This window comes from Streptomyces olindensis, assembly GCF_040645895.1.
Classification (GTDB): domain Bacteria; phylum Actinomycetota; class Actinomycetes; order Streptomycetales; family Streptomycetaceae; genus Streptomyces; species Streptomyces olindensis.
The window spans coordinates 39,372-65,744 of the sequence record NZ_JBEYZD010000006.1 but is presented as its reverse complement, the minus strand read 5'-3'; the positions used below and the strand labels follow the sequence as shown (position 1 = coordinate 65,744).

Sequence of the window (26,373 nt, the reverse complement as noted above, 5' to 3'; positions counted from 1 at the left end):
TCCTCACGGTTATCGGGTTCCCCACATGTAGGTCTGCTTCTTGAGCTTCAGATAGACGAAGCTCTCGGTGGAGCGCACTCCCGGGACGGCGCGGATGCGTTTGTTGATGACGTCCAGGAGGTGGTCGTCGTCCTCGCAGACGATCTCCACCATCAGGTCGAAGGAGCCCGCGGTCATCACCACGTACTCGCACTCGGACATGGCCGTCAGCGCGTCGGCGACCGACTCCACGTCGCCCTCGACGTTGACGCCGACCATCGCCTGTCTGCGGAAGCCCACGGTGAGCGGGTCCGTGACGGCGACGATCTGCATCACGCCCTGGTCGAGCAGCTTCTGGACGCGCTGGCGCACGGCCGCCTCCGACAGGCCCACGGCCTTGCCGATGGCGGCGTACGGCCGGCGGCCGTCCTCCTGGAGCTGCTCGATGATCGCGAGGGAGACGGCGTCCAGCTGGGGCGAGCTGCCGTTCCTGGACTCTCGGGAGGACTCGCGGTGCTCCCGCGAGCCCTTCTGGTCTGCGCTTCGACTGGCCACGAGGTCACTGTGCACGAGGTCTCGTCACTTCCGCAAGCCGTGATCGATGAAATCCGTTGTTTTTGTTGCCTGCGACTGCGGATTCCGCATGAACGATGGGAGTGGGGGTGTTGAAAACGTGGGTCGGCCGACTAGGGTGGGTGTCTCAAGTACTGGACATCCGAACTGGAGGGCCGGCAGTGAGCACCGAGCTGCGTCGTCTGCGCAACTACATCGGCGGTGAGTTCCGGGACGCCGCCGACGGACGGACCACCGAGGTGGTCAATCCCGCGACGGGCGAGGCGTACGCGACCGCTCCGCTGTCCGGGCAGGCGGACGTGGACGCCGCGATGGCGGCGGCCGCCGAGGCCTTCCCCGGCTGGCGCGACACCACGCCCGCCGAGCGCCAGAAGGCCCTGCTGAAGATCGCGGACGCCTTCGAGGAGCGCGCCGAGGAGCTGATCGCGGCCGAGGTGGAGAACACGGGCAAGCCGGTCGGGCTGACCCGCTCCGAGGAGATCCCGCCGATGGTCGACCAGATCCGCTTCTTCGCGGGTGCGGCGCGGATGCTGGAGGGCCGCTCGGCCGGTGAGTACATGGAGGGCCTGACCTCCATCGTGCGCCGTGAGCCGGTCGGGGTCTGCGCGCAGGTCGCGCCGTGGAACTACCCGATGATGATGGCCGTGTGGAAGTTCGCCCCGGCGATCGCGGCGGGCAACACGGTCGTGCTGAAGCCGTCCGACACCACCCCGGCCTCCACCGTGCTGATCGCGGAGATCCTCGGCGGCATCCTGCCGAAGGGCGTCTTCAACGTCATCTGCGGTGACCGCGAGACGGGCCGCATGATGGTCGAGCACGAGATCCCGGCGATGGCCTCCATCACCGGCTCGGTGCGCGCCGGCATCCAGGTCGCCGAGTCCGCCTCCAAGGACGTCAAGCGCGTCCACCTGGAGCTGGGCGGCAAGGCGCCGGTCGTGGTCTTCGAGGACACCGACATCGCCAAGGCCGTCGAGGACATCTCGGTCGCGGGCTACTTCAACGCCGGCCAGGACTGCACGGCCGCCACGCGCGTGCTCGTCCACGAGTCCATCCACGACGAGTTCGTCTCCGCGCTGTCGAAGGCCGCCGCCGAGACGAAGACCGGGCAGCCGGACGACGAGGACGTGCTGTTCGGGCCGCTCAACAACCCCAACCAGCTCGCCCAGGTCGAGGGCTTCATCGACCGTCTGCCCGCGCACGCGCGCGTGGAGACCGGCGGCAAGCGGGTCGGCGACAAGGGCTACTTCTACGCGCCGACCGTCGTCTCGGGCCTGAAGCAGGACGACGAGATCATCCAGAAGGAGGTCTTCGGCCCGGTCATCACCGTGCAGTCCTTCACCGACGAGGACCAGGCGGTGCAGTGGGCCAACGGCGTGGAGTACGCCCTCGCCTCCTCGGTGTGGACCAAGGACCACGGCCGCGCCATGCGGATGAGCAAGAAGCTCGACTTCGGCTGCGTGTGGATCAACACGCACATCCCGCTGGTCGCGGAGATGCCGCACGGCGGTTTCAAGAAGTCCGGCTACGGCAAGGACCTGTCGGCGTACGGCTTCGACGACTACACGCGCATCAAGCACGTGATGACGTCGCTGGACGCGTAGCCCCTCCCACGCACCCAGAGCGGCCCCGGACGGTTCCTCTCCGTCCGGGGCCGCTCGCGCGTCCAAGGGGTGACCCCTTTTTGAACACGTTCAATTGTGGGCGTAGAGTGCGCTCCATGAGCGACAGAGCCGCCCTGCTGAAGGGCATCCGTGCGTGGCTGGTCTTCTTCGTGGTGTGTCTGGTGCTCAGCGGCGCCACCGCCTTTCCCCTGGTCCACGAACTGCGGTGGACCGAGGACCTGTTGCGGGCGCTGTCCGTCGGCGACCACCTGCCCGGCCTGACGGACTGGATCGGGCGGGTGCGCACGGGACTCGACCGGGCGGACGCCGAGTACCCCTTCCTCCTGTACGGCACCGACTGGCTGGCCTTCGCGCACCTGGTGATCGCGGTCGCCTTCTACGGGCCCTACCGCGACCCGGTCCGCAACATCTGGGTCGTCGAGTTCGGGATGATCGCCTGTGCCGGCATCATCCCGCTCGCCCTGATCTGCGGACCCGTCCGCGGCATCCCCTTCTGGTGGTCCGTGATCGACATGGCGTTCGGCGTGCTCGGGGTGATCCCGCTGTACGTCGTGCGGCAGCGGATCAAGCGGCTGGAGGCGCTGACCGTGCCGGCGGCCGCCCCGGTGCCGGGCCTCTCGGGCGGCTGAGGAAAAAACTGTTATCCCGAGAACCTTCACGTCGTCTCCCCGCATGTGATCCCCGACATGGCGAGAACCCCGGTACCGGCTGAGAGGGTGCGTGCGGAACATCAGTGAACCCAGGCGTCGAGAGGGCACCGTGGACACTCAGCACTGGCGCCCCGTCATCACGGCGGCGCAGGCCGGGGACCGGCAGGCGCTGGACGAGCTGGTCGCGGGCTGGCTGCCGCTGGTCTACAACATCGTGGGCCGGGCCCTGAACGGCCACGCCGACGTCGACGACGTCGTCCAGGAGACCATGCTGCGCGCGGTCGACCACCTCGGCTCGCTGCGCGACCCGGACAGCTTCCGGTCCTGGCTGGTGGCGATCGCCATGCGGCAGATCCGGGACCGGGCCCGGCGGAGGACCCCGGAGAGGCTGGAGGAGACGGCGGCCGCCGACTTCGCCGAACTGACCGTGCTGCGCCTCCAGCTGGAGGGCCAGCGGCGCGAGGTCGCCGAGGCGGTGCGGTGGCTGGACGACGAGGACCGGCAGCTGCTGTCGCTGTGGTGGCTGGAGGTCGCGGGCGAACTGACCCGGCGCGAGCTGGCCGCCGCCGTCGGCATCACCCGGCAGCACGCCGCCGTCCGCGTCCAGCGGATGAAGGAGCGCCTGGAGACCTCGCGCGGCATCGTCCGCGCCCTGGACGGCGCCTGCCCCGACCTGCGCGAGCTGACCGGCCGCTGGCACGGCCGGCCCGACTCCGTGTGGCGCAAGCGGCTCGCCCGGCACATCCGCGGCTGCGCCTACTGCGGCGGCACCCGCGAGTCCGTCGTACCGGCGGAACGCCTCCTCGTCGGCATCGCCCTGGTCCCGCTGCCGGCCGGGTTCACGCTGTCGCTCGCCTTCGGCGGGAAGACGGCCGTGGCCGCCACGTCCGCGGGCTGGTCCGCCAAGCTGCTGGGCGCGCTCACCAAGCCGGCCGTGGCGATGACGGCGGGCGCGACGATCGTCGCCGGCGGCGCCTACGTCGTCACCCAGCCGCCGGACGCCCCGCCGCCACGGGCCGCGGTGACCCCCACGGCGACGGCCGGCTCCGAACCACCGCCCTCGGCCCCTCCCACCCCCACCCCCACGCCCTCGCCGACGGTGACCGAGAAGGCCGACCTGTACGGCACGGTCGTCGACGCCGTCGACCGCGCCCCTGACCCGGACGCCCGGCCCGCCGCCCTGCCCCGCCGCCCTGAGTCGGGGATCACCAGCACCGGCGGGCCGAAAGCCGTCATGCAGCACCGTGGCGACAGCGTGACGCTGAGCGGCCAGGGCTACGTCCTGGTCCGCTGGCAGATCTCGCCGAAGTCCCGGCCCGGCGCACTGGTCATGCCGGCCTGGACCGGCCTGAAGGGCAAGCTGTTCCACGTGGCCTCCGGCGGCACGCGCCGCATGGACGACCCGCTGCCCGGCGCCCCGAACGGCTACGCCACCGGCATGGGCGGCCCGGACATCGGATACGCGGTGCTGCCGCCCGGCGCCCAGCAGATGTGGCAGAACGAGTACTTCTACGTCGACGGCACCGTCACCCTCACCCAGAACGAACGCGGCTGCGACTACGGCCTGATCGTCTTCCCGTCGAGCTGGGAGGCGGTCGACGAGGACATCAACGAGGGCCCCGCCCAGGGCGCGATCCGCTACGGCCTCGTCCGCGACACCGGCACGGACAGCGCGCCCGTGCCGCAGTACGTCACGCGTGCGACCCCGGCCGATCCGGCGACGGTGCCGCAGCGCTCGCGCGTGTAGCGCACAGCACGTCGACGCGGTTGGTCGTGATCGAGTCCACGCCCGCCTCCAGCAGGCGCCGCATGGAGCGGCGCGTGTCGGGGGTCCAGACCGACAGCAGGTAGCCGTCGCGGTGGACGCGGTCGGCGAGGCGACGGTCCACCAGCGGGAACCGGTAGTTGAGCCAGCGCGGGCGGATCGCCTCCAGCAGCACGGGCCGCGGCGGCGCCAGCGTCGTCCAGGTGAGGGCGATCTCGGCGTCCGGGTCCGCCGCGCGCACGGCGAGCATGGCGTCGGCGCCCGCGCAGTAGTAGACGCGGTCCGCCGCCCCGGCCTCCCGGACGGCGTCCATGACCCGGCGCACCGCCCGCACGTCGGGCGAGCCGGGCAGGTCGACCATCACCCGGTGCCCGTCGGTCGCGGCCAGCGCCTCCGTCAACGTCGGCACCCCGCCCTCGGTCAGCCCGCGCACCTCGTCGAAGGACAGCGCGAGCACCGGCCGCTCGTGCTCCCACAGCCGCTTCAGCGTCGCGTCGTGCAGCAGCACCGGCACGCCGTCCCGGGTGAGCCGTACGTCGACCTCCACCGCGTCGGCGCCCCGGGCGAGCGCGGACCTGAGCGAGGCCACGGTGTTCTCGCGGACCCGGTAGGGGTCGCCCCGGTGGGCCACGGCGGTCACGGCCCGCCCGGGGCGCTGTGCGGTGGCCGTCACCGGTCGAGCCACCCCGCGGTGTACGTGTCGATCTCGCCCTTGATCCTGGTCTTGCCGGCGTCGTCCAGGAAGGACACCTCGACGGCGTTCTTCGCCAGGTCGGCCAGGCCCCGCTCGTCGAGGTCGAGGAGGCGGGCGGCGACCGCGTACTCGTTCTCCAGGTCGGTGCCGAACATCGGCGGGTCGTCGGAGTTGATGGTGACGACGACCCCCGCCTTCACGAACTCCTTGATCGGGTGCTCGTCGAGGGTGCGGACCGCGCGCGTGGCGATGTTGGAGGTCGGGCACACCTCCAGCGGGATCCGGTGCTCGGCGAGGTGCGCGAGGAGCTTCGGGTCCTGGGCGGAGCTGGTGCCGTGCCCGATGCGCTCGGCCCGCAGATGCGTCAGCGCGTCCCAGACCGTCTCCGGGCCGGTGGTCTCGCCGGCGTGCGGCACGGAGTGCAGCCCGGCCGCGATCGCGCGGTCGAAGTAGGGCTTGAACTGCGGCCGGGGCACGCCGACCTCCGGCCCGCCGAGCCCGAAGGAGACCAGGCCCTCGGGGCGCAGCCGGTCGTCGGTGGCGAGTCGGGTCGTCTCCTCGGCGGCCTCCAGGCCCGCCTCGCCGGGGATGTCGAAGCACCAGCGCAGCACCGTCCCGAACTCGGCCTCGGCGGCCTTGCGGGCGTCCTCGATCGCGTCCATGAAGGCGCGCTCGTCGATGCCGCGACGCGTGGACGAGAACGGCGTGATGGTCAGCTCGGCGTACCGCACCTGCTGCCGGGCCAGGTCCCGGGCCACCTCGTAGGTCAGCAGCCGGACGTCCTCCGGGGTGCGGATCAGGTCGACGACCGACAGGTACACGTCGATGAAGTGCGCGAAGTCCGTGAACGTGAAGTAGTCGACCAGGGCCGCGGGGTCGGTCGGCACCTTCGAGTCGGGGTGCCGGGCGGCCAGCTCGGACACGATCCGGGGGGAGGCGGAGCCCACGTGGTGCACGTGCAGTTCGGCCTTGGGCAGTCCGGCGATGAACGCCCGCAGGTCGCGCGGGGCCTGGGGGTCGACGAGATGCTCGGTCAAGGGTTCCTCCCCGGAACGGCGCCCCGGCCGGAGCGTGGCTCGGGCGGGCGCGGGTGATCGGCTGATCGGTGACTCGGGTTCATCCTAGGCCGTGGGTCAGCGCCCTCGCGGGGGCCCGTGGGGGCTGCGCTGCCGGTCCCGCACACCCGCACTGCGACACGCGCCGAACGGCCCCGTAGCATGGCGGCACGATCGACCCAGGGGGGATGCACCAGATGACGGACCCGACGCAGCCCGGCGGAGGCGGCGGCCACGACCCGTGGGCGCCCCCGGAGAACAAGCCGTCGCTCGACAAGGACCAGCCACCCACCCAGGGGCCGCCGTCCGTGCACGACCAGGCCACGGTCACCTCGATGCCGAACGCGGGCTTCACGCCGCCCGCCGGCACGCCGCAGTCCGACAGCACCGGCGCCGGGGCGGTCCCGCCCCCGCCCGTCGCCCCCGGCGGCTACGGCTACCCCGGCTACCCCCAGTCCGGGGCCGGCTACCAGGCCGGGCCGGGCTACGGCTGGCCGGGCATGCCCATGGCGCCCCAGAACGGCATGGGCATAGCGGCGATGGTGCTCGGCATCGTCTCCTGCACCCTGTTCTGCCTCTACGGCGTGGTCTCCCTGGTCACCGGCATCCTCGCCGTGATCTTCGGCATCAAGGGCCGCAAGCGCGCCGAGGCCGGCGTGGCCACGAACCACGGCCAGGCCCAGGCCGGCCTGATCATGGGCATCATCGGGATCATCCTCGGCATCGCCGTGATCGTCCTGATCGCGGTGGGCATCACGGCCGCCATCAACAGCGACGAACCGTACGACGACGACCCGTACTACGGCGCCCAGGCCCCGGTGGCCACCGCTGCCCACCACCGCTGAAACTCCCGTACGCCGCGACGGAGTCGGCCACTACGATTCCCTGGTCTGACAACGAGGGGAGATCGTCCATGTCCAACACCAACCCCCCGCCGGGGTTCGGGCCGCCGTCCCAGCCCCCGCAGCAGCCGGCCCCCGGCTACGGCTACCCGCAGCAGTCCGGCCCGGGCTACGGCTACCCGCAGGGCGGCCCCGGCTACCCCGCCGCACCGCCCGTGGGCTACCCGCAGGCCCCTGGCTACGGGATACCTCCGCAGCCGAGCAACGGCATGGGGACCACGGGGCTGGTGCTGGGCATCATCGGCGTGGTCTGCAGCGTGACCTTCCTGCTGTGGTTCTTCGGCGTGATCCTGGGCATCCTGGCGATCATCTTCGGCGCCATCGGCCGCGGCAAGGCCACCCGCGGTGAGGCCACCAACAAGGGCGCGGCGACCGCCGGCCTGGTCTGCGGGATCATCGCGACCGTGATCCTGCCGCTGCTGGGCTTCCTGCTGTTCGCCGGCATCATGGGCGGGCTCGGCGCGGCGGCCTGAACGAAGCTCCACGCCGGGGGCCGGTCCCGGGGCCGGCCCCTCGCTCATGCCGTGCGCAGCCGCTCCCGGGCCTCCATCAGCGCGAACCCCAGCAGGTTCGGCCCCCGCCACCGCTGCGGGTCCATCGCCGCCTCGTCGTCCGCGGCCAGCCCGATGCCCCACACGCGGTCCACGGGGCTCGCCTCGACCAGCACGCGGTCGCCGGTGTCCAGCAGGAACTGCCGCAGGTCCGGATGGGCACCGAACTTGTGGACCGACCCCTCGACGACGATCCGGAACCGCTCCCGGGTCCATATCGCCTCGTCGAACCCGCGCACCAGGCGACCGGCCTTCTTCGCCTCGGCGGGATGCCCGGCGGCCAGCACGGCACGCTCCGCCGCCGCGTCCTCGAAGAGGCGGGCCTTGCCGGCCATCATCCAGTGCTCGGCCGTCGCGTACGCCACGCCGTCCACCGTGAACGGCGAGGGCCACCACTGGCTCAGACAGCTCGGCCCGATCCGGCCGTCCGGCCGCGGCCGGTGCCCCCAGAAATGCAGATACTTGACCCTGGCCCCCGCGTGGACCGCCCTGATCAGGGCTTCCCGCGAGCCGGCCGCCCCCGTGATCTCCTCCATGCACGCGAGTCTGGCACGCACCACTGACACAGCGTCCTGCCTTTTCCTGGCGGACTCGACACCTGGTCGACAGATTCCGTCGCGTAACCAAAAATCAACAACGGAATCCCTTGTTGGCGTGCCATCCCTCTGTCAGGATCGGCACTCAAATCGAGCCTGAGCCACGCCGGCCCCCTCACGGGGACACGGAGGAGAGCGACATGCACAACCCGGGTACCGCCACCCCGGACCGTTTCCCGGCCGAGGAGCGCTTCGAGGAGGGCGCGCAGTACATCGCGGGCCGTCCGGCCAGGGGCACCTCCGGCCGTACGCACGCGGTCGTCGACCCGGCGTCGGGCGAGGAGGTCCTCCGCTACGAGCTGGCGGGCACGGCCGACGTCGACCGGGCCGTCGCCGCCGCCCGCGAGGCCTTCCCCGGCTGGGCCGGGGCCACCCCCGGCGAGCGGTCCGACGCCCTGCACCGGTTCGCCGCGGTCCTGGCCGACCGGGCCGAGGACTTCGCCCGCGCGGAGTCGCTGCAGTGCGGCAAGCCGCTGAAGCTGACCCGCGAGTTCGACGTCCCGGGGACGATCGACAACACCGCCTTCTTCGCCGGAGCCGCACGCCACCTGCCGGGGCAGTCCGCCGGCGAGTACTCCGGGGACCACACCTCGTACATCCGGCGCGAGCCCATCGGGGTCGTCGGGTCGATCGCGCCCTGGAACTACCCCCTCCAGATGGCCGCCTGGAAGATCCTCCCGGCGGTCGCCGCGGGCAACACCATCGTCCTGAAGCCCGCCGAGCTCACCCCGCTCACCTCGCTGCTCTTCGCCCGGGCGGCCACCGACGCCGGGATCCCGGACGGCGTGATCAACATCGTCACCGGCACCGGCAGGGAGGCCGGGGAGCACCTCGTCGGCCACCCCGATGTGGCCATGACCTCCTTCACCGGCTCCACCGCCGTCGGCAAGCGCGTCGCCGAGATCGCCACCGCCACCGTCAAGCGCCTCCACCTGGAGCTCGGCGGCAAGGCGCCCTTCGTGGTCTTCGACGACGCCGACCCGGAGGCCGCCGCCCACGGCGCCGTCGCCGGTGCGCTCATCAACACCGGGCAGGACTGCACGGCCGCCACGCGCGCGTACGTGCAGCGGCCGCTGTACGAGGAGTTCGTGGCGCGGACCGCGGCCCTCATGGAGACCGTCCGGCTGGGTGACCCCTTCGCCGCCGGCACCGACCTCGGGCCGCTCATCTCGCACGTCCAGCGCGACCGGGTCGCCGGTTTCGTCGACCGGGCGCGGGCCTACGCGCGCGTGGTGACCGGCGGCGAGGCGCCCGGGGGCCGGCTCGCCAAGGGCGCCTACTACCGGCCCACCCTCATCGCCGACGCGCCGCAGGACAGCGAGGTCGTGCAGTCCGAGATCTTCGGGCCGGTCCTGGTCGTGCTGCCGTTCGACACCGACGACGAGGGCATCGCCCTCGCCAACGACACCCCGTACGGGCTCGCCGCCTCCGCCTGGAGCCGGGACGTGTACCGGGCCAACCGGGCCACGCGCGAGATCAAGGCGGGGTGCGTGTGGGTCAACGACCACATTCCGATCATCAGCGAGATGCCGCACGGCGGCTACAAGTCCTCCGGCTACGGCAAGGACATGTCAACGTACTCGTTCGAGGAGTACACCCAGATCAAGCACGTCATGTTCGACAACACCGCGGTGGCCGCGAAGGACTGGCACCGCACGGTGTTCGGGGATCGATAGCCGTTTGCAGGCCGCCTGACCAACGGCCGTCCACCCTCCGAAAGGGCAACCACGCGCATGGAGCAGTACGAGCCCGACCGCCTGTCCCCGGCCCAAGTGGCCGCCATGCGGCGCAGCTTCACCAACGGCAGGGCCGCGCTCACCCGCCGGTCGCTGCTGCGCGCCTCCGCGGGCGGCGCGCTCGCCGTCGGCGGTCTCGGGAGCTTGAGCGCCTGCGGCATCCCGGCGGCCGGCCGGTCGCAGGGCGGCGTGCCGGCCGAGGACCGCTCGGCCAAGGAGAAGACCGTGAACTTCTCCAACTGGACCGAGTACATGGACGTCGACGACAGCGGCAAGCACCACCCGACGCTGGAGCAGTTCACCGAGCGCACCGGCATCAAGGTCAAGTACACCGAGGACATCAACGACAACAACGAGTTCTTCGGCAAGATCAAGCCGCAGCTCGCCGCGGGCCAGGACACCGGCCGCGACCTGATCGTCCTCACCGACTGGCTGGCCGGCCGCCTCATCCGCCTCGGCTGGGTGCAGAAGCTCGACCCGTCCAACCTGCCGCACGCCTACGCCAACCTCTCCGCGCAGTTCCGCAGCCCCGACTGGGACCCGGGCCGCGCCTACTCGTACGTCTGGCAGGGCATCTCGACGGTCATCGCATACAACAAGAAGGCCCTCGACGGCGTTGAGGTGAAGTCCCTGTCCGACCTGCTCGACAACCCCAAGCTCAAGGGCAGGGTCGGCTTCCTGTCGGAGATGCGCGACAGCGTCGGCATGACCCTGCTCGACATGGGCAAGGACCCGGCGGACTTCACCGCCGACGACTACGACGCGGCCATCGCCCGCCTGCAGAAGGCCGTCGACAAGGGCCAGATCCGCCGCTTCACCGGCAACGACTACACCTCGGACCTGACCAGCGGCGACTTCGCCGCCTGCGTCGCCTGGGCCGGGGACGTCGTCCAGCTCAAGGCGGACAGCCCCGACATCGACTTCCTCATCCCGGACAGCGGCTACATGACGTCCACGGACAACCTGCTGATCCCCAACAAGGCCCGGCACAAGACGAACGCCGAGCGGCTCATCGACTTCTACTACGAGACGAAGCCCGCCGCGGAACTGGCCGCGTACATCAACTACGTGTGCCCCGTCGACGGCGTGAAGGCCGAGCTGGAGAAGATCGACAAGGACGCGGCGAACAACCCGCTGATCATCCCCGACAAGGCCATGGCGGCCAAGTCGCACGCCTTCCGCTCGCTGAGCTCGAAGGAAGAGACCGAGTTCGAAGAGAAGTTCGCGAAGCTGACGGGGGCGTGACCACCATGACGAACACCACCGACCCGGGCGGCGACGTCCGCCTCACGGGCATATCCAAGACCTACGGCGCCTTCACCGCCGTCCACCCGCTCGACCTGACCGTGCCGCAGGGCTCCTTCTTCGCCCTGCTCGGTGCCTCCGGCTGCGGCAAGACCACCACCCTGCGCATGATCGCCGGGCTGGAGGAACCTTCCGCCGGCACCGTCTTCCTCGGCGACCAGGACGTGACGGCCCTGCCGCCCTACAAGCGGCCGGTGAACACGGTCTTCCAGTCCTACGCCCTCTTCCCGCACCTCGACATCTTCGAGAACGTCGCCTTCGGCCTGCGCCGACGCGGATGGAAGTCGGTGAAGAAGCAGGTCGAGGAGATGCTGGAGCTGGTCCAGCTCGGCGAGCAGGCCCGCAAGAAGCCGCACCAGCTCTCCGGCGGCCAGCAGCAGCGCGTCGCCGTGGCCCGCGCCCTGATCAACCACCCCAAGGTGCTCCTGCTCGACGAGCCGCTCGGCGCCCTCGACCTGAAGCTGCGCCGCCAGATGCAGCTGGAGCTCAAGCGCATCCAGACCGAGGTCGGCATCACCTTCATCCACGTCACGCACGACCAGGAGGAGGCCATGACCATGGCCGACACGGTCGCCGTGATGAACGCGGGCCGCGTCGAGCAGCTCGGCTCGCCGGCCGAGCTGTACGAGAACCCGCGCACCACCTTCGTCGCCAACTTCCTCGGCACCTCCAACTTCATCGAGGCCGAGGTCGACTCCAGGAGCGGCGAGGAGATCGTGCTGAAGGCGGGCGGCGGCAAGCTCGTCCTGCCCGAAGCCCGCTGTTCGGCACCCGCGAGCACCGGCGGCAAGGTGCTGGTCGGGGTCCGCCCGGAGAAGATCTCCCTCACCCACGCGGACGACGCCGGCGAGATCCCCGAGGGCCGCAACCGCATCACCGGCCGGATCGCGGACTCCAGCTTCATCGGCGTCTCGACGCAGTACGTCGTCGACAGCCCGGTCTGCCCGGACTTCGAGGTCTACGCCCAGAACATCGACCGCGACCCGCGCCTGGCGCCCGGCGCCGAGGTCGTCCTGCACTGGAACCCGGCCCACACCTTCGGCCTGGACGCCGCCCAGGACGCCGACGCCGGAGTGGAAGAGGCGGCCTGATGAGCACACTCACCGAGGCGCCACCGCCCCTCGCACCGGACGCACCCGGCCCGAAGCCCCCGAAGCGCCGGGGCCGCCTGACCCCCTACTGGCTGCTGCTCCCCGGCATCCTCTGGCTGCTGGTGTTCTTCGCGCTGCCGATGATCTACCAGGCCTCCACGTCCGTGCAGACGGGCTCCCTGGAGGAGGGCTACAAGGTCACCTGGCACTTCGCCACCTACTGGGACGCGCTGTCCGCGTACTGGCCGCAGTTCGTCCGCTCGGTGCTCTACGCCGGCACCGCCACGATCCTGTGCCTGCTGCTGGGCTACCCGCTGGCGTACCTGATCGCCTTCCGGGCGGGCCGCTGGCGGAACCTGATCATGATCCTGGTGATCGCGCCGTTCTTCACCAGCTTCCTGATCCGCACCCTGGCCTGGAAGACGATCCTCGCGGACGGCGGCCCGGTCGTCGGCGCGCTGAACACACTGCACGTCCTGGACGTCACCAACTGGCTCGGCTGGACCGCCGGCGACCGGGTCCTGGCGACGCCGCTCGCGGTGGTGTGCGGCCTGACGTACAACTTCCTGCCGTTCATGATCCTGCCGCTCTACACCTCGCTGGAGCGCATCGACGGACGGCTGCACGAGGCCGCCGGAGACCTGTACGCCCGGCCCTGGACCACCTTCCGCAAGGTGACCTTCCCGCTGTCGATGCCCGGTGTCGTCTCCGGCACGCTGCTGACCTTCATCCCGGCGACCGGCGACTACGTCAACGCCGATCTGCTCGGCTCCACGGACACCCGCATGGTCGGCAACGTCATCCAGACGCAATTCCTCAGAGTGCTCGACTATCCGACGGCCGCGGCGCTCTCCTTCATCCTCATGGCGGCCATCCTCCTCATGGTCACCTTCTACATCCGCAGGTCCGGGACGGAGGATCTGGTCTAAATGCCCTTCGTCAACTGGCTCAAGAGAAATCTCGTCGTCATCGCGGGACTCTTCACCCTCGCCTATCTGCTGCTGCCGAACATCATCGTGACGGTGTTCTCCTTCAACAAACCGAGGGGGCGCTTCAACTACGAGTGGCAGCAGTTCTCGCTGGACGCCTGGAAGGACCCCTGCGGAGTCTCCGACCTGTGCGGCTCGCTGTCGGTCAGCCTGCAGATCGCCTTCTGGGCGACCCTCGGCGCCACCCTCCTCGGCACGCTCATCGCCTTCGCGCTGGTCCGCTACCGGTTCCGCGCCCGCGGCGCCGTGAACTCGCTGATCTTCCTGCCGATGGCGATGCCCGAGGTCGTCATGGCCGCCTCGCTGCTCACCCTGTTCCTCAACATGGGCGCGCAGCTCGGCTTCTGGACGATCCTCATCGCGCACATCATGTTCTGCCTGAGTTTCGTGGTCACGGCCGTGAAAGCACGAGTCATGTCGATGGATCCAAAACTGGAGGAGGCGGCGCGGGATCTGTACGCGGGCCCGTTCCAGACGTTCGTCCGCGTGACCCTGCCGATAGCCGCCCCCGGAATCGCGGCGGGCGCGCTGCTCGCCTTCGCGCTCTCCTTCGACGACTTCATCATCACCAATTTCAACGCGGGCTCGACGGTCACCTTCCCCATGTTCGTCTGGGGCTCGGCGCAGCGCGGAACGCCCGTCCAGATCAATGTCATCGGCACGGCCATGTTCGTCGTCGCCGTACTGTTCGTCCTGGTTTCCATGGCCGTCGGCAATCGCCGCAGCAGACAAAAGGCATAACCGTAGGGAGTTGACATCATGGCCCCGAGCGCCATGAATCAGTGGACCCGATCGCTTTCCGACGCCCAGCCGGTCCCGTACTGGCTGGACGACCCCGGCCGGCCCCGTCCCGAACCCGCCCTCACCACCTCCGAGACCTGCGACCTGCTGGTCGTCGGCGGCGGCTACAGCGGACTGTGGACGGCGCTGATCGCCAAGGAACGCGACCCGCGGCGGGACGTGGTGCTGGTGGAGGGCCGCGAGGTGGGCTGGGCCGCCTCCGGCCGCAACGGCGGATTCTGCGCCGCCTCCCTCACCCACGGCCTGCCCAACGGCCTCGCCCGCTGGCCGGACGAGATCCACACGCTCCAGCGGCTCGGCGTCCGCAACCTCGACGAGATCGAGGCGGCGGTCGCCCGGCACTCCATCGACTGCGACTTCGAACGCACCGGCGAGATCGACGTCGCCACCGAGCCGTACCAGGCGTGGGAACTGCGCGACTGGCACGAGGAGATGTCCCGCCGCGGCCTGGCCGAGGACGTCGAGTACCTGGGCGCCGACGCCGTACGGGAGCAGGTGAACTCACCCACCTTCCAGGCGGGCCTGTGGGACCGCAGGGGCGTCGCCATGCTGCACCCGGCGAAGCTCGCCTGGGGCCTGAAGCGGGCCTGCGCGGACCTGGGCGTCCGCGTTTACGAGCACACGCCCGCGCTGGACCTCAGGCCCTACGGCGCGGGCATGGCCGTCCGCACCCCCTACGGCCGGGTCCGCGCCCGCCGGGTCGCCCTCGGCACCAACGTCTTCCCCAACCTGGTCAGACGCGTCCGCTCCTACACCGTCCCGGTCTACGACTACGCCCTCATGACCGAGCCGCTCACCGCCGGCCAACTGGCCTCGATCGGCTGGCGGAACCGCCAGGGCCTCGGCGACAGCGCCAACCAGTTCCACTACTTCCGCCTCTCCGCCGACAACCGGATCCTCTGGGGCGGCTACGACGCGATCTACCCCTACGGCGGCCGCGTCCGCGCCGAGTACGACGACCGGCCCGAGACCTACGCCAAGCTCGCCGGGCACTTCTTCACCTGCTTCCCGCAGCTGGAGGGCGTCCGCTTCTCCCACGCCTGGGGCGGCGCCATCGACACCTGCTCCCGCTTCTCGGCGTTCTTCGGCACCGCCCACCAGGGCAAGGTGGCCTACGCGGCCGGATACACGGGGCTCGGCGTGGGCGCCACCCGGTTCGGCGCCGAGGTGATGCTGGACCTGCTGGCGGGGGAGCGCACCGAGCGGACCGAGCTGGAGATGGTCCGCAGGAAACCGCTGCCGTTCCCGCCCGAGCCGTTCGCCTGGACGGGCATCGCCCTCACCAAGTGGTCCCTGGCGCGAGCGGACGCACAGGGCGGACGCCGCAACCTGTGGCTGCGGACGATGGACCGGCTGGGGCTGGGCTTCGACAGCTGAGCCGGTGGGTGTGAGCCGGTGTGAGCCGGTTCACTCCAATGAGGAGCCGGAAGCCGCGTAATGACGGCCGGGAGACCCCTTCTCCCTCGTGACGGCCTCGTGGACGCACGGCGCGTCCACGAGGTCCATGAGCTTCACGAGCTCACGAGAGAGAAGGGGGTCTTCCTCATGACAGGGGCGAAGACGGCGGTCGAGTGGCTCGCATCCGTCGCACCCGATCCCGAGGCCTGCCGCTGGGAGTGGGAGCGCAACCCGCTCGGGGTGGCGCTGCTGCCCGCCGGCAGCGCCTGGGACGTGCTCATCCTGCCCGGCGAACTCGGCTACGCCACGCTCGACGTGCTCAGCCGTGTCCTCGACCAGCCGGGGCCCGTGCTCGTCGACTTCGGCGACGCGCGCATGGGGTTCTTCGTACCGCCGGGCACCGCGGCCCGCTGGCTCGGCACGGGCATCCGCACGGCGGGCGCCGGCACCTGGATCGTCGTGCCGTACCCGGGCCGTTCCTCCCCCGGAGGCGTCCGCTGGCTGGTCCCACCGGACGGCTCGGGCACCCTGACGGACCCGGCACTGCTGGAACTGGCGATGCACGAGGCGGCGGCGGGGCTGGCCGGGAACTGGGACAGGTAAGGCAGTTGACCGGCATGCCTGGCGGGCCGCGTCGGGGCGTTGCTTCACGGCCGTGCCATCGTTGGTAGAACCGCCGTCGCAGGTCACTTCCGGAAGCGCTTAGCGGCTGCCAGTGCTTCGGCGGTCGACATTTTGCGAAGCCCGTCACCATCGCGCACGTAGTAGTCGCCGTCAAACCCTGAAAGATCCCTTTGGGCCGGTATGCGAGCGACCACATAGGTGCGGCCGGAGTAGGAGATCGTGTCGAGGTTGGCGAGAATATCCCCCTTTAGGGGGTCCTCCAGTGGTGACGTCTGGATCGCGCGAATGATGTGGCGGACGTAGGTACTGATGTCGATGCCCAGGACGTCGCACTCCCGGTCAATGCCGAAGAGAACCTGGCGGGCGAGTGGTACCGGTCGAACAGCGTCGAGCTGCTCGATCCTCTGCGCGGCCGCATCGTTGTCGGCAACGCCGAAGATCACATAACCATCGGACTCGGGTCCGGTATTGGCGATGGCGGACATGATCTTCGGAAGCTTCTTGAGGAGGTCCCTGTTGATGGTGCGCTTTTCGTTGAGGGAGACTATGCCCTGCTTGAACTCATACCTGGCACTTTCGATGGGGGCACGCCTGATGAGGTTCGGAAATTCGATCTCCATTGCGGGGCCATGAGTCAAAGCTCCTCGTGGCGAGTGTGTGAAGAATTTCTCGACCAATCCGCGTACGACATCTATGTTCGCCTGCCGCTGAGCTTCTGTAGTCGTATTCCTGCTGGGAGTGAGCTTGGCGGTTACCTTATGTATGGCTGCGAACGCTCCGAGTGGGTCGGAGAGTTGCATCTGCCTTCTGATCATGAGATCGAAGAATGCCATGAACACTGCATAGAACGGAGTTTTGGCCGAGTTCCATCCGCTAGTGCTCACGTGCTGTCTAAATGCGCCGACCGTGCCCGGTTTGGTGGAGTCCACCATGGTCTTCATGGCGCCAAGGACGACTTTGACGTCGTCGGCGAGTTTGTCGGTACCGTATGCCGCAAGATCTGCGGTCAGTGACTTACTCTCTGCGGTTTCGAGATCGAAGTACTTGTCCAGTACGTCAGAGCTTACGCTGAAAGTGTTGCCCCGCACGGCAGAAATGCAGATGTCTGCGAGGAGCTGCTCATCTTCGCTTTGCTGGAGCTGTTTCGTGCTCAGGACGCCGAGATTGCACCAGAATGTTTCTTCTGCGGCGACTACATAGCCCAGACGCTCGCGTGCCGAGTCAATGGATACAACTGGCATCTTGGTCAAGGGCAGAACCTCGGGTGAGCCGTCGTATCGAAATTCGGAGGCGAGGTGCCTCAGCAGGCGCACAAACTCGCTCACTACTCCGGCTTGCCGTTTTTCCTGGGCGCTCAGTTGGCGCCCGCCGGAGTTTATTCGCCGAAATACTTCGGTGACTTGAGTTTCTTCCCTTGAGGTGAAGATGGTTACGGCGAGTTGATAGTCCAGGAGGTCTGCGCACTGGGCTGCTGTTATCAACTTCGGTTCGCCTGGCTCTCGGTCGAATGCCCCGGATTCGGCCAGCTGTCGGGCTCTTGAGAACTCGGCCAGATCAAAGAAACGGACGGCGTCGTCATCATCCGTGAGGCCGTAGCGTTGCTCGATGAAGCCGAAAATGGCATCAAGCCGCTGCATTCCGTCAATTATTTCATACTTTTGGTCGGGGGCCTCCGCCAGAAGGAAGAGCGGAATGGGGAAGCCGTGTAAAATGCTATCGATGAGATGCGCTTTTTCGTCCACCCCCCAGACGAGCTTTCTCTGGTAATTCCTGTTTACGATGAGTTTTTCGCTGCGGTAGAGGCTATATGCTTCTTGAATGGACATACCGCGCGGGGTGATAGACATGGGGCCTCATCGTGTAAGAAATGGCAAATGGGGGATTCATGATCCCCTGGCAGTGAAGCGCACAAGGAGGCATGAGAGGTCTTGTTCTAATATGTTTGTTTGTGGTGGACTTGCTGTGCCCAGGCCAAGCCGGTCAACAGGGCGGAGCAGAGGCACCAACTGCCCACCACGTCCAGTGGCCAGTGGTAGCCGCGGCGGACCAGGCCGTAGCTCACGCCGAGGATGAGGGCCAGGCATGCGATGACCAGGGTCCGGCGGGCGAGGGGCGTGTGGAGTCGGGGGAGCAGGAGCAGGGTCGCGGAGCCGTAGGCGATGGCGGCCGTGGCGGTGTGGCCCGAGGGGTAGTAGCCGGTGCCGGGTGGGACGGCCGGGGTGCCCGGGCGGTCCGTGAGTTCCTTGAGCGGGATGATCAACGCGGGGACCAGGGCCATGAGGAGGGCCGCGGCGGCCACCGGCAGCCACCAGCGGTCGCCGCCGTCGCGGCGGGCGCGTACGGCGACGTACCCGAGGGCGACGGCGAGGACCGGGACCGCGACCTGGACGTTGCCGAGGTCGGCGAGGAGTTCGGAACCGCGGCCGGGGTCGACGAGGCCGCGGCTGACGCGTTCGTCGAGCCGGATCAGCGGGCCGTCGGCGACGACCTGCCAGGTGATCAGGGCGAAGAGCAGGGCGGGGAGGCCGAACAGGAGGGTCAGGGCGCCCGGACGTGTCCGCTCGCCCCGCGTGGGGGACGTGGCGCGCTCCTGGTTCGCGGGGGTCGGCATGGGGCACAGCTTGGCACGAGCACAGACGCCCACTCGCGGCCCCTTGCGGAGGATCACGTGAACCAGCCGGCGAACGACGACGGCCTCTTCGAGCACTGCCCGTGGCTTTTCGCCGCGCAGGCGTCCGAGGAGCAGCGCGCGGCGCAGGAACAGCGGCAGAAGCGGCTGCTGGTGGGGCCGGGCGCGGTGCGGCTCGGGGCGGACTGCTTCGTCGCGGAGACGGCCGCCGTGCACCCGGACGTCCTGCACCTGGGCGACCGCTCCTACATCGCGGCCCACGCCTACGTCACCGGCGACATACGCACCGGCGCCGACTGCACGATCAACCCCTTCGCGGTCGTGCGCGGCACCGTCAGCCTGGGGGAGGGGGTGCGTGTCGGCGCCCACACCTCCCTGCTCGGCTTCAACCACGGGACCGCGCCCGACCTGCCGGTCCATCGGCAGCCCGTCACCAGCCGTGGGATCACGGTCGGCGACGACGTGTGGATCGGCTCGCACGTGGTCGTCCTGGACGGCGTGACGATCGGGGACCACTGCGTCGTCGGGGCGGGGGCGGTGGTGACGAAGGACCTGCCGGCCTGGACGGTGGCGGCGGGAAATCCGGCCCGGCGCATACGGGACCGGCGGGAGGCGGGGGGTGGGGGATGGGGCCCCGCCCTGCAGTCAGGGGGTGCGAGGGAGGACACCGCGCCCATTCTGGGCAAGCCCTACGACGAGCACAGCGCGGACCCGCGCCCCGCCTTCGCCGACCTCGCGGAGCAGCTCGCCGCGTTCGCCGCAACCGCCCGGGCCGAGACCCCCGGCCTGCTCGACCGGTGTCGGCAGCCCGGCACCGGGCACTACGTCGACCGGCCCGGTGTCCAGCCGACCGTGCGGGCCCACTGCGACGCCGTCGAGATCGCCGACCTGCTGCTCCGGGACGTGCCGCCGCACCTGGCCGCCGCCGAACACGTGCGGCGGCTGCGGGCGTTGCAGGACCCCGCCACCGGCCTCGTCCCCGAGATCGGTGCGGCGCCGCCGCTGCCCGGCCCGGCCGGGGTGCCGGACGAGGACGGTGCCGCGGCCTACCACGTGCTGTGCGTCGGCTACGCGCTCGACCTGCTCGGCAGTTCCTTCGCCCACCCGGTCCACGCGGTGCGGACCACGACCGCGGACCGGCTGGTCCGCCACCTCGCCGCCCTGCCCTGGCGCGAGAGTGCCTGGCACGCCGGGGCCTGGGTCGATTCCTGGGCCACCGCCGCGCACTGGAACCTGCGGCTCGGGGCGGAGGCGGCCGCGCCCGGCGCGCTGGAGGCACTGTTCGGCTGGCTGCACACCCACGCCGACCCCTGGACCGGCATGTGGGGCTCCCCCACCGCCGAGGCCGGACGCCTGCAGATGGTCAACGGCTACTACCGGCTCACCCGCGGCTCGTTCGCCCAGTTCGGCCTGCCCGTGCCGTACGCGGAGCGCGTGGTCGACACCGTCCTGGACCACGCACGCGACCCCCGCCACTTCGCCCCGGGCCGCGAGAACGCCTGCAACGTCCTGGACGTGATCCACCCCCTGTGGTTCTGCGCCCGGCAGACCACCCACCGCTCCGAGGAAACCCGCGCCTGGGCGGCGGCCCAGCTCACCGCCGCCCTGCGCCGCTGGCACCCGGGCCGCGGCTTCGCCTTCGGCCCCACCCCCGACGGCAGCGGCCCGGGCCGCGAACCCGGCCTCCAGGGAACGGAGATGTGGCTCGCCATCATCTGGCTGCTGGCGGACGTGCTCGGCCTCGCCGACGTCCTGGGCTACCGCCCCCGCGGCATCCACCGCCCCGAACCGGCGCCGGCCGCCGGGAAACCGTCCTGACGCCGGCTCACGGAATGGCCTCGATCCGCTCCAGATTCTCCTCGCCCCATTCGCCGAGCGGGGCCATCGCGGCATTGAGGGAACGACCGAATTCCGTCAGCGAGTACTCCACCTTCGGCGGCACCTGCTGGTGCACCTCGCGGTGCACCAGACCGCTGTTCTCCATCTCCCGCAGCTGAAGGATGAGCATCCGTTCGCTGATTCCGGCCACGGCCCGCCGCAACTCGCCGAAGCGCAACGACCCTTCACCCAGCGAGAACAGAATCAGGCCCTTCCACTTTCCGCCCATTACGGCTATGGCGGCATCCAGCCCGCACGTATACGTACGTTTCGCCATCCGGCCCTCCCCACGAACAAAACTGTCAGTACCCGAGAAAAATGTAGGTACTTGAGGGAATGTACGCGACCACCCAGCATGGAATCCCGTAAGCAGAACAAGGGAGAGAATCATGGCTGGGGACAATCCCACACCCGTGACCGTCATCGGACTGGGCTCGATGGGGCGGGCGCTCGCCGGGGCGTTCCTGGCGGCGGGGCATCCGACCACCGTCTGGAACCGCACCCCGGGCCGAGCCGCGCCGCTGGTGGACGAGGGGGCCGTGCACGCCGAGTCGGTCGCGGACGCCGTCGCCGCGAGCGGCCTGGTCGTCACCTGCCTGACCACCTTCGAGGACACCCGCGCGGCGCTGGAACCGGCCGCCGGGGCGTTACGGGGCCGGGTCCTCGTCACCCTGAACAGCGGCTCCCCGTCCGGCGCGCGGGAGACGGCCGCGTGGGCCACCGCGCACGGCGCCCGCCTGCTCGCCGGAGCGGTCAAGAACGTGCCGGCGGCCGTGGGAGCGGCGGACACCCTGCTCTATTACAGCGGTGACCGGTCCGTCTTCGACGCGCACGAGACGACCCTCAGGGCACTGGGAGGCGACACCGTCCACCTCGGGGAGGAACCCGACCTCGCCGCGCTGTACGAGATGGCGGTGGGCGCGATGCTGCTGCCCGCGCTCGTCGGCTTCTTCCAGGGGGCCGCCGCCGTCCAGGCGCGGGGACTGCGGGCGGAGTCGATGGTGCGGTTCGCCGGCAAGTGGCTGGACATGATCAAGATGCTGTTGCCGGTCTACGCCGCGGAGATCGACAGCGGCGACTACAGCGACGCCGCGAGCTCGGTGGACCTCTTCCTCGCGGGCGCGGCCCACGACGACGACCTGGCCGAGGAGACGAACGTCGACACCGCCTGGCTGGCTCCCCTGCACGACCTGCTGCGCCGGGCGGCCGGGGAGGGCCACGGAGGGCACAGCATCGCGGCACTGACCGAAGTGCTCAGGAAGGGGGCGTAGAGGGAGGTCGGCCGCCCCGGAACAGGGGGGGTGGTTCCGAGGCGGCCGTCCGGACCGGAACGTCGCGCGCCCCGGGGGGTTTGGGGCGGGCGACCGTCCGATCGGTGAGGAGATCCAGAGCCTGAGGCTCCGGTGTGCGCGAGGGCACGACCAGGTCGAAGCTGGGGAGGCCCCGGCCTGATGTCGCCCACAGTCCCCTGTGGGCGGGGTGTATCTCTCATCTGGGTAGAACCTACGACAGGGGCGGGGCGGAGGACAGGCCGCAGGGCCCCCTGTCATCCACCTCGCACACCTTCTTCACACGCTCTGCCGCTCGCCGCCCCGGTAGCGGAACCGGGGCGGCTCACCTGCCCCGACGGCGGCTCAGATGCCCCGACGGCGGCTCAGATGCGCGGCGCCGGGGCCGGATGCGGGCAGCGACCGGTTCAGATGCGGGAGAAGGCCTGCTCGATGATGTCGAGGCCCTCGTTCAGCAGGTCCTCGCCGATCACCAGCGGCGGCAGGAAGCGGAGCACGTTGCCGTAGGTGCCACAGGTCAGGACCAGCAGCCCCTCGGCGTGGCAGGCCTTGGCAAGTGCGGCGGTCGCCTCCGGATTCGGCTCCTTCGTGGCGCGGTCCTTGACCAGCTCGATGGCGATCATCGCGCCGCGGCCGCGGACGTCGCCGATGACGTCGAACTTCTCCTGCATGGCGGACAGGCGCGCCTTCATCACGGCCTCGATGGCCTTGGCCCGGGCGTTGAGGTCGAGCTCCTTCATCGTCTCGATGGAGCCGAGCGCACCGGCGCAGGCGACCGGGTTGCCGCCGTAGGTGCCGCCCAGGCCGCCGGCGTGCGCGGCGTCCATGATCTCGGCGCGACCGGTCACGGCCGCCAGCGGCAGACCGCCGGCGATGCCCTTGGCCGTGGTGATCAGGTCCGGGACGATCCCCTCGTCCTCGCAGGCGAACCACTGGCCCGTGCGGCAGAAGCCCGACTGGATCTCGTCGGCGACGAAGACGATGCCGTGGTCGGAGGCGAACTTCCGGATCGCCGGCAGGAAGCCCTTGGCCGGCTCGATGAAGCCGCCCTCGCCGAGCACCGGCTCGATGATGACCGCGGCCACGTTCTCGGCGCCGACCTGCTTGCTGATCTGGTCGATCGCCTGGGCGGCGGCCTCGGGGCCGGCGTTCTCGGGGCCGGTCGGCCAGCGGTAGCCGTACGCCACGGGCACCCGGTAGACCTCGGGCGCGAACGGCCCGAAGCCGTGCTTGTACGGCATGTTCTTCGCGGTCAGCGCCATCGTGAGGTTGGTGCGGCCGTGGTAGCCGTGGTCGAAGACGACGACGGCCTGCCGCTTGGTGTACGCCCGCGCGATCTTCACGGCGTTCTCGACGGCCTCGGCGCCGGAGTTGAACAGGGCGCTCTTCTTGGCGTGGTCGCCCGGGGTCAGCTCGGCGAGGGCCTCGGCGACCTCGACGTACCCCTCGTAGGGCGTGACCATGAAACAGGTGTGGGTGAAGTCGGCGAGCTGGGCGGTGGCCCGCCGTACGACGGCCTCGGCGGAGGCGCCGACGGAGGTGACGGCGATGCCCGACCCGAAGTCGATGAGCCGGTTGCCGTCGACGTCCTCGATGATGCCGCCGCCCGCACGCGCCGTGAACACGGGCAGCACCGAGCCCACACCCTGCGCGACCGCGGCGGTACGGCGGGCCTGCAGCTCCTGCGACTTCGGTCCGGGGATGGCGGTGACGACGCGACGCTCCTGCGGAAGTGCGGTCATGCGGGGCTCCTGGGGTGGTGCGGATGGTGATGCACGGACGCTTGGCTTCTTTTCTCGCAGGCTAGGGCGGGGAAAGGGGGGTGGGCATGCTCCATGTGGGCGTTGTCGGCGGGGCGGCTTGTCCGGGGTGGACATGGCGGTCTGGTGGGCTGCTGCCCACGACCCGGCCGTGTAAGCGGTGAACTCCCCAGGGGAGGGCGTTAGATTGGCTCGCTGATGGTGGACGGAGCGGCTGGTCAGGGGGCAAGGGCGATGGACAGCGACGGGACGCAGGAGGCCCGGGGTACGCACGCGAATCCCGTGCCGCGCCCGGCGGGGCCACCGGAGGTGCCCGCGGTGCCTCCGGACGGGCGCAGTTCGGCGCCCCACAGGCCTGGCGTGCCACCCCGGCCGGCCCAGGCACCCGGGATTCCCCCGATGCCGGACGGATCGTCGTTCCTGACGTGGCTCCGCATGCCCCGGCCCGAGGCACCGCCCGGTGTGTGGCGATTCGGGCATAAGCCGCGGCCGGAGGAGGAGCCGGAGCTCATTCCGACGCGACAGTTGCTGGCCGGTGCCGTGATCGCGTTTCTCTGCGGTTGGCTGCTGTGCTCGCTGCTGTACAACGGCTATCTCGGCGGTTTCTGGCTCTGGCCGTGGTTCGTGCTGGCGCCCGATTCATGGACACTCGGCAAAGCCGGAGCCGTGGGCGGCGCGGCCTCGTGGGTCTACGAGGGACTGGTGTTCGTCGGGATCTTCGCAATCTTCGGAAAAATCGGACACTGGTCCGAATTGTGGCGCCGGTTTGGCCCCGCCGCTTGGCGTCGCAGCACCTCGGGTGACGGACCGCCGCCCCTCCCCGAGGCCGACCCCGCCGAATTTCCGCAGCTGCGGGCCGCCGGCGCCGTAGATGCCGCCGAGCGGCTCGCCGCCGACGCGCGGGCGGGGCTCATGCGGGACGTCGACCATGCCCGGATCGTCCGGGCCTGGCAGGGCGTTCGCAGCGGTCGGCACAGTATGGCCTCCTTCAGCGGCGCCGTGCTTCAGGATGGCGCCGCCGCCTGCCTGCACCCCTCGGGCGCTCGTGACCTGCCCACCCGGCTTGCCCGTCACGACCTCGTCACCGGGCAGGTGAGGCTGGGCACCAGCGCAGACAACCCGCGCAACCCGTACGCCTACCGCGGCACCGGGCTCGCTCTCGGTCCGGAGTTGCTCGGTACCTCCCTGCTCGCCGTCGGCCCCGCCGGCTCCGGTAAGACCGGTACCGTCGTCCGGCCGCTCGCCGAGTCGCTGTGTCTGCATGCTCTCGCCGGGCGGGCCGCCGTGGTCGTCGTCGGGGCGGCCGGGGCGGGGCTCGGGCCGGCCGACGCGTACGACGTCGTCGTACGGATCGGGAACCAGGAGTCCGAGTACGACCTCGACCTCTACGGCGGGACCGCCGACCCGGACGAGGCCGCCGCCGTGCTCGCCGAGGCGCTCGTCGGGGATCTCGCCGATCCGCATCCGGGCAGTGACAGCCGCCGCTCCACCACCGTCCTCGCACAGCTGCTCGGACCGTTCCGGGCCGTCCACGGGCGCTTCCCCTCCGTACCGGAGCTGCGGCAGCTGCTGGACGGGTCGCCGGGGCCGTTCGCCACGCTGCGGCAGGGCCTGCAGGACGCCGGGCAGGACTCGCTGCTGCGGGAACTCGACGCCCGGGAGCGTCAGATGGGGCAGCCGGGCGACGTCGGCGGGGTGCTCGCCGACCGGGTCGCGCTGCTCGACCGGCCCGCGTTCGCCGGGTTCTTCGACACCTCCGGCCAGTCGCGGCCGTTCACGCTCAAGGCCCTCGACCACCCCGTGCGGGTCCGCATCGACCTGCCCGAGCGCGGGCACGCCGACGCCTCCCGGATGCTGGCGCGGCTGGTGCTCGCCCAGTTCACGGCGAGTGTCGCCGTACGCGAGGACCGGTCCCTGTTCGCCTGCCTGGTGCTCGACGACGCGACCGGCGTGGTCACGCCCGAGTCGGTGCGCGGCATCCAGCGGCTGCGGTCCGGCAACGCCGGAGTCGTGCTGACCCTGCGCACCCTGGACGACGTGGCCCGGCCCCTGCGCGGGCCGCTGCTCGGGGCCACCGGCTGCCGGATGGCGCTGTCCGGGGTCACGCCCTGGGACGGGCAGGATTTCGCCGAAGTGTGGGGCAAGGAGTGGACCGAGGCCCGGGACGTCACCGACCGGCAGATCATCGCCGAGACCCCGGCGGGCAAGGCACTGCACGCGGTGCGGCGGGTGATCACCGGCAAGGCCCCGACCGCGCGGGCGGTGACCGTGCGGCAGGTCGAGCGGGAGCGCTGGTCCGCGTCCGAGCTGGCGCACGGCGTCCCGGCGGGACACGCGGTGCTGTCGCTGACCGATGTGAAGGGTGAGCACGCACCGCCGCTGCTGGTGGATCTCCGGGGCTGACGGCTTCCCGACGGTGCGGGTACGCGGGGACCGTACGGTGAGGCAGAATCGTCACAGGTCGTTCATACGTGGCGGCCAAAAGA

23 protein-coding genes and 1 pseudogene are annotated in these 26,373 nt (G+C 70.3%); 15 read left to right on the top strand and 9 right to left on the bottom strand.

Annotated features, from left to right (window positions below):
- Positions 1 to 9: 9 nt before the first annotated feature.
- On the bottom strand, positions 10 to 549 hold the full coding sequence (locus ABZ948_RS05195) for an Lrp/AsnC family transcriptional regulator (RefSeq protein ID WP_059419035.1): 540 nt from the start codon (positions 547 to 549) through the stop codon (positions 10 to 12).
- A 164-nt stretch (positions 550 to 713) separates the two neighbouring features.
- Here ABZ948_RS05195 and ABZ948_RS05190 point away from each other — a divergent pair, with 164 nt between their 5' ends.
- The 3 genes from ABZ948_RS05190 (at position 714) to ABZ948_RS05180 (ending at position 4,571) form a co-directional block, all read left to right on the top strand.
- Positions 714 to 2,153, top strand: coding sequence for a gamma-aminobutyraldehyde dehydrogenase (locus ABZ948_RS05190; protein ID WP_359757412.1), 1,440 nt, complete (start codon positions 714 to 716; stop codon positions 2,151 to 2,153).
- A 116-nt stretch (positions 2,154 to 2,269) separates the two neighbouring features.
- Positions 2,270 to 2,803, top strand: coding sequence for a hypothetical protein (locus tag ABZ948_RS05185; RefSeq protein WP_359757410.1), 534 nt, complete (start codon positions 2,270 to 2,272; stop codon positions 2,801 to 2,803).
- Positions 2,804 to 2,933: 130 nt separating this feature from the next.
- Positions 2,934 to 4,571, top strand: coding sequence for an RNA polymerase sigma factor (locus tag ABZ948_RS05180; protein ID WP_359757408.1), 1,638 nt, complete (start codon positions 2,934 to 2,936; stop codon positions 4,569 to 4,571).
- Here the strand turns inward: ABZ948_RS05180 and ABZ948_RS05175 are convergent.
- Positions 4,516 to 5,262: a glycerophosphodiester phosphodiesterase gene (locus tag ABZ948_RS05175; RefSeq protein ID WP_359757406.1), complete on the bottom strand. Its 747-nt coding sequence runs from the start codon at positions 5,260 to 5,262 to the stop codon at positions 4,516 to 4,518. The genes ABZ948_RS05180 and ABZ948_RS05175 overlap by 56 nt on opposite strands.
- Complete coding sequence (locus tag ABZ948_RS05170; protein WP_389617322.1) at positions 5,259 to 6,320, bottom strand: adenosine deaminase; 1,062 nt, start codon at positions 6,318 to 6,320, stop codon at positions 5,259 to 5,261. The genes ABZ948_RS05175 and ABZ948_RS05170 overlap by 4 nt, the downstream gene beginning before the upstream one ends.
- A 215-nt stretch (positions 6,321 to 6,535) precedes the next feature.
- On the opposite strand from ABZ948_RS05170, the gene ABZ948_RS05165 reads away from it, so the two are divergent.
- Complete coding sequence (locus ABZ948_RS05165; RefSeq protein ID WP_359757404.1) at positions 6,536 to 7,183, top strand: DUF4190 domain-containing protein; 648 nt, start codon at positions 6,536 to 6,538, stop codon at positions 7,181 to 7,183.
- 68 nt (positions 7,184 to 7,251) lie between these two features.
- Positions 7,252 to 7,713 carry a DUF4190 domain-containing protein gene (locus ABZ948_RS05160; RefSeq protein ID WP_359757402.1) on the top strand — a complete coding sequence of 154 codons (462 nt, stop codon included), beginning with the start codon at positions 7,252 to 7,254 and terminating at the stop codon, positions 7,711 to 7,713.
- 44 nt (positions 7,714 to 7,757) lie between these two features.
- Here the strand turns inward: ABZ948_RS05160 and ybiA are convergent, their stop codons facing one another.
- Positions 7,758 to 8,327, bottom strand: coding sequence for a riboflavin biosynthesis intermediates N-glycosidase (gene ybiA / locus ABZ948_RS05155; protein WP_359757400.1), 570 nt, complete (start codon positions 8,325 to 8,327; stop codon positions 7,758 to 7,760).
- A gap of 200 nt (positions 8,328 to 8,527) precedes the next feature.
- On the opposite strand from ybiA, the gene ABZ948_RS05150 reads away from it, so the two are divergent.
- The 7 genes from ABZ948_RS05150 (at position 8,528) to ABZ948_RS05120 (ending at position 16,310) form a co-directional block, all read left to right on the top strand.
- On the top strand, positions 8,528 to 10,063 hold the full coding sequence (locus ABZ948_RS05150; RefSeq protein ID WP_359757398.1) for a gamma-aminobutyraldehyde dehydrogenase: 1,536 nt from the start codon (positions 8,528 to 8,530) through the stop codon (positions 10,061 to 10,063).
- A 57-nt stretch (positions 10,064 to 10,120) separates the two neighbouring features.
- Positions 10,121 to 11,368 (top strand): polyamine ABC transporter substrate-binding protein, encoded by a 1,248-nt coding sequence (locus ABZ948_RS05145; RefSeq protein ID WP_359757396.1) that lies wholly within the window; start codon positions 10,121 to 10,123, stop codon positions 11,366 to 11,368.
- Positions 11,369 to 11,373: 5 nt separating this feature from the next.
- On the top strand, positions 11,374 to 12,519 hold the full coding sequence (locus tag ABZ948_RS05140; RefSeq protein ID WP_359757554.1) for an ABC transporter ATP-binding protein: 1,146 nt from the start codon (positions 11,374 to 11,376) through the stop codon (positions 12,517 to 12,519).
- A complete protein-coding gene (locus tag ABZ948_RS05135; protein ID WP_359757394.1) occupies positions 12,519 to 13,448 on the top strand; it encodes an ABC transporter permease in 930 nt (309 codons plus the stop codon). The genes ABZ948_RS05140 and ABZ948_RS05135 overlap by 1 nt, the downstream gene beginning before the upstream one ends.
- A complete protein-coding gene (locus tag ABZ948_RS05130) occupies positions 13,449 to 14,249 on the top strand; it encodes an ABC transporter permease (protein WP_359757392.1) in 801 nt (266 codons plus the stop codon).
- Between the two features lie 18 nt (positions 14,250 to 14,267).
- Positions 14,268 to 15,686: an NAD(P)/FAD-dependent oxidoreductase gene (locus ABZ948_RS05125; RefSeq protein ID WP_359757390.1), complete on the top strand. Its 1,419-nt coding sequence runs from the start codon at positions 14,268 to 14,270 to the stop codon at positions 15,684 to 15,686.
- A 168-nt stretch (positions 15,687 to 15,854) separates the two neighbouring features.
- Positions 15,855 to 16,310 (top strand): hypothetical protein, encoded by a 456-nt coding sequence (locus ABZ948_RS05120; protein ID WP_359757388.1) that lies wholly within the window; start codon positions 15,855 to 15,857, stop codon positions 16,308 to 16,310.
- An 83-nt stretch (positions 16,311 to 16,393) separates the two neighbouring features.
- On the opposite strand, the gene ABZ948_RS05115 is transcribed toward ABZ948_RS05120, so the two are convergent.
- Both ABZ948_RS05115 and ABZ948_RS05110 read right to left on the bottom strand, forming a co-directional pair.
- Entirely contained in the window at positions 16,394 to 18,178 is a 1,785-nt protein-coding gene (locus ABZ948_RS05115) for a GmrSD restriction endonuclease domain-containing protein (RefSeq protein ID WP_359757386.1), read from the bottom strand.
- An 86-nt stretch (positions 18,179 to 18,264) separates the two neighbouring features.
- Positions 18,265 to 18,942 carry a phosphatase PAP2 family protein gene (locus tag ABZ948_RS05110; RefSeq protein ID WP_359757384.1) on the bottom strand — a complete coding sequence of 226 codons (678 nt, stop codon included), beginning with the start codon at positions 18,940 to 18,942 and terminating at the stop codon, positions 18,265 to 18,267.
- Positions 18,943 to 18,999: 57 nt separating this feature from the next.
- Here ABZ948_RS05110 and ABZ948_RS05105 point away from each other — a divergent pair, with 57 nt between their 5' ends.
- Complete coding sequence (locus tag ABZ948_RS05105; protein WP_359757382.1) at positions 19,000 to 20,778, top strand: acyltransferase; 1,779 nt, start codon at positions 19,000 to 19,002, stop codon at positions 20,776 to 20,778.
- Positions 20,779 to 20,785: 7 nt separating this feature from the next.
- Here the strand turns inward: ABZ948_RS05105 and ABZ948_RS05100 are convergent, their stop codons facing one another.
- Positions 20,786 to 21,115 (bottom strand): winged helix-turn-helix transcriptional regulator, encoded by a 330-nt coding sequence (locus ABZ948_RS05100; RefSeq protein WP_359757380.1) that lies wholly within the window; start codon positions 21,113 to 21,115, stop codon positions 20,786 to 20,788.
- Positions 21,116 to 21,227: 112 nt separating this feature from the next.
- Here ABZ948_RS05100 and ABZ948_RS05095 point away from each other — a divergent pair, with 112 nt between their 5' ends.
- The gene (locus ABZ948_RS05095) at positions 21,228 to 22,109 is read left to right on the top strand and encodes an NAD(P)-dependent oxidoreductase (RefSeq protein WP_359757378.1); all 882 of its coding nucleotides are present in this window, start codon (positions 21,228 to 21,230) and stop codon (positions 22,107 to 22,109) included.
- Here ABZ948_RS05095 and ABZ948_RS05090 read toward each other — a convergent pair.
- Together ABZ948_RS05090 and gabT are read right to left on the bottom strand one after the other, a co-directional pair.
- Positions 22,109 to 22,330 (bottom strand): annotated as a pseudogene (locus ABZ948_RS05090) (phosphatase PAP2 family protein); the annotation flags it as partial. The gene ABZ948_RS05095 and the pseudogene ABZ948_RS05090 overlap by 1 nt on opposite strands.
- Positions 22,331 to 22,534: 204 nt before the next feature.
- Positions 22,535 to 23,869: a 4-aminobutyrate--2-oxoglutarate transaminase gene (gene gabT, locus ABZ948_RS05085; RefSeq protein WP_359757376.1), complete on the bottom strand. Its 1,335-nt coding sequence runs from the start codon at positions 23,867 to 23,869 to the stop codon at positions 22,535 to 22,537.
- 252 nt (positions 23,870 to 24,121) lie between these two features.
- Here gabT and ABZ948_RS05080 point away from each other — a divergent pair, with 252 nt between their 5' ends.
- Positions 24,122 to 26,290: an ATP-binding protein gene (locus ABZ948_RS05080; protein ID WP_359757374.1), complete on the top strand. Its 2,169-nt coding sequence runs from the start codon at positions 24,122 to 24,124 to the stop codon at positions 26,288 to 26,290.
- The last annotated feature ends 83 nt before the right edge of the window (positions 26,291 to 26,373 follow it).

Excerpts from the sequence above, each read along its gene's own strand:
- ABZ948_RS05185 (WP_359757410.1), top strand. The coding sequence starts at position 2,270 with ATGAGCGACAGAGCCGCCCTGCTGAAGGGCATCCGTGCGTGGCTGGTC.
- ABZ948_RS05165 (WP_359757404.1), top strand. The coding sequence starts at position 6,536 with ATGACGGACCCGACGCAGCCCGGCGGAGGCGGCGGCCACGACCCGTGG.
- ABZ948_RS05160 (WP_359757402.1), top strand. The coding sequence starts at position 7,252 with ATGTCCAACACCAACCCCCCGCCGGGGTTCGGGCCGCCGTCCCAGCCC.
- ybiA (WP_359757400.1), bottom strand. The coding sequence starts at position 8,327 with ATGGAGGAGATCACGGGGGCGGCCGGCTCGCGGGAAGCCCTGATCAGG.
- ABZ948_RS05150 (WP_359757398.1), top strand. The coding sequence starts at position 8,528 with ATGCACAACCCGGGTACCGCCACCCCGGACCGTTTCCCGGCCGAGGAG.
- ABZ948_RS05145 (WP_359757396.1), top strand. The coding sequence starts at position 10,121 with ATGGAGCAGTACGAGCCCGACCGCCTGTCCCCGGCCCAAGTGGCCGCC.
- ABZ948_RS05140 (WP_359757554.1), top strand. The coding sequence starts at position 11,374 with ATGACGAACACCACCGACCCGGGCGGCGACGTCCGCCTCACGGGCATA.
- ABZ948_RS05135 (WP_359757394.1), top strand. The coding sequence starts at position 12,519 with ATGAGCACACTCACCGAGGCGCCACCGCCCCTCGCACCGGACGCACCC.
- ABZ948_RS05130 (WP_359757392.1), top strand. The coding sequence starts at position 13,449 with ATGCCCTTCGTCAACTGGCTCAAGAGAAATCTCGTCGTCATCGCGGGA.
- ABZ948_RS05125 (WP_359757390.1), top strand. The coding sequence starts at position 14,268 with ATGGCCCCGAGCGCCATGAATCAGTGGACCCGATCGCTTTCCGACGCC.
- ABZ948_RS05120 (WP_359757388.1), top strand. The coding sequence starts at position 15,855 with ATGACAGGGGCGAAGACGGCGGTCGAGTGGCTCGCATCCGTCGCACCC.
- ABZ948_RS05115 (WP_359757386.1), bottom strand. The coding sequence starts at position 18,178 with ATGTCTATCACCCCGCGCGGTATGTCCATTCAAGAAGCATATAGCCTC.
- ABZ948_RS05110 (WP_359757384.1), bottom strand. The coding sequence starts at position 18,942 with ATGCCGACCCCCGCGAACCAGGAGCGCGCCACGTCCCCCACGCGGGGC.
- ABZ948_RS05100 (WP_359757380.1), bottom strand. The coding sequence starts at position 21,115 with ATGGCGAAACGTACGTATACGTGCGGGCTGGATGCCGCCATAGCCGTA.
- ABZ948_RS05095 (WP_359757378.1), top strand. The coding sequence starts at position 21,228 with ATGGCTGGGGACAATCCCACACCCGTGACCGTCATCGGACTGGGCTCG.
- gabT (WP_359757376.1), bottom strand. The coding sequence starts at position 23,869 with ATGACCGCACTTCCGCAGGAGCGTCGCGTCGTCACCGCCATCCCCGGA.
- ABZ948_RS05080 (WP_359757374.1), top strand. The coding sequence starts at position 24,122 with ATGGACAGCGACGGGACGCAGGAGGCCCGGGGTACGCACGCGAATCCC.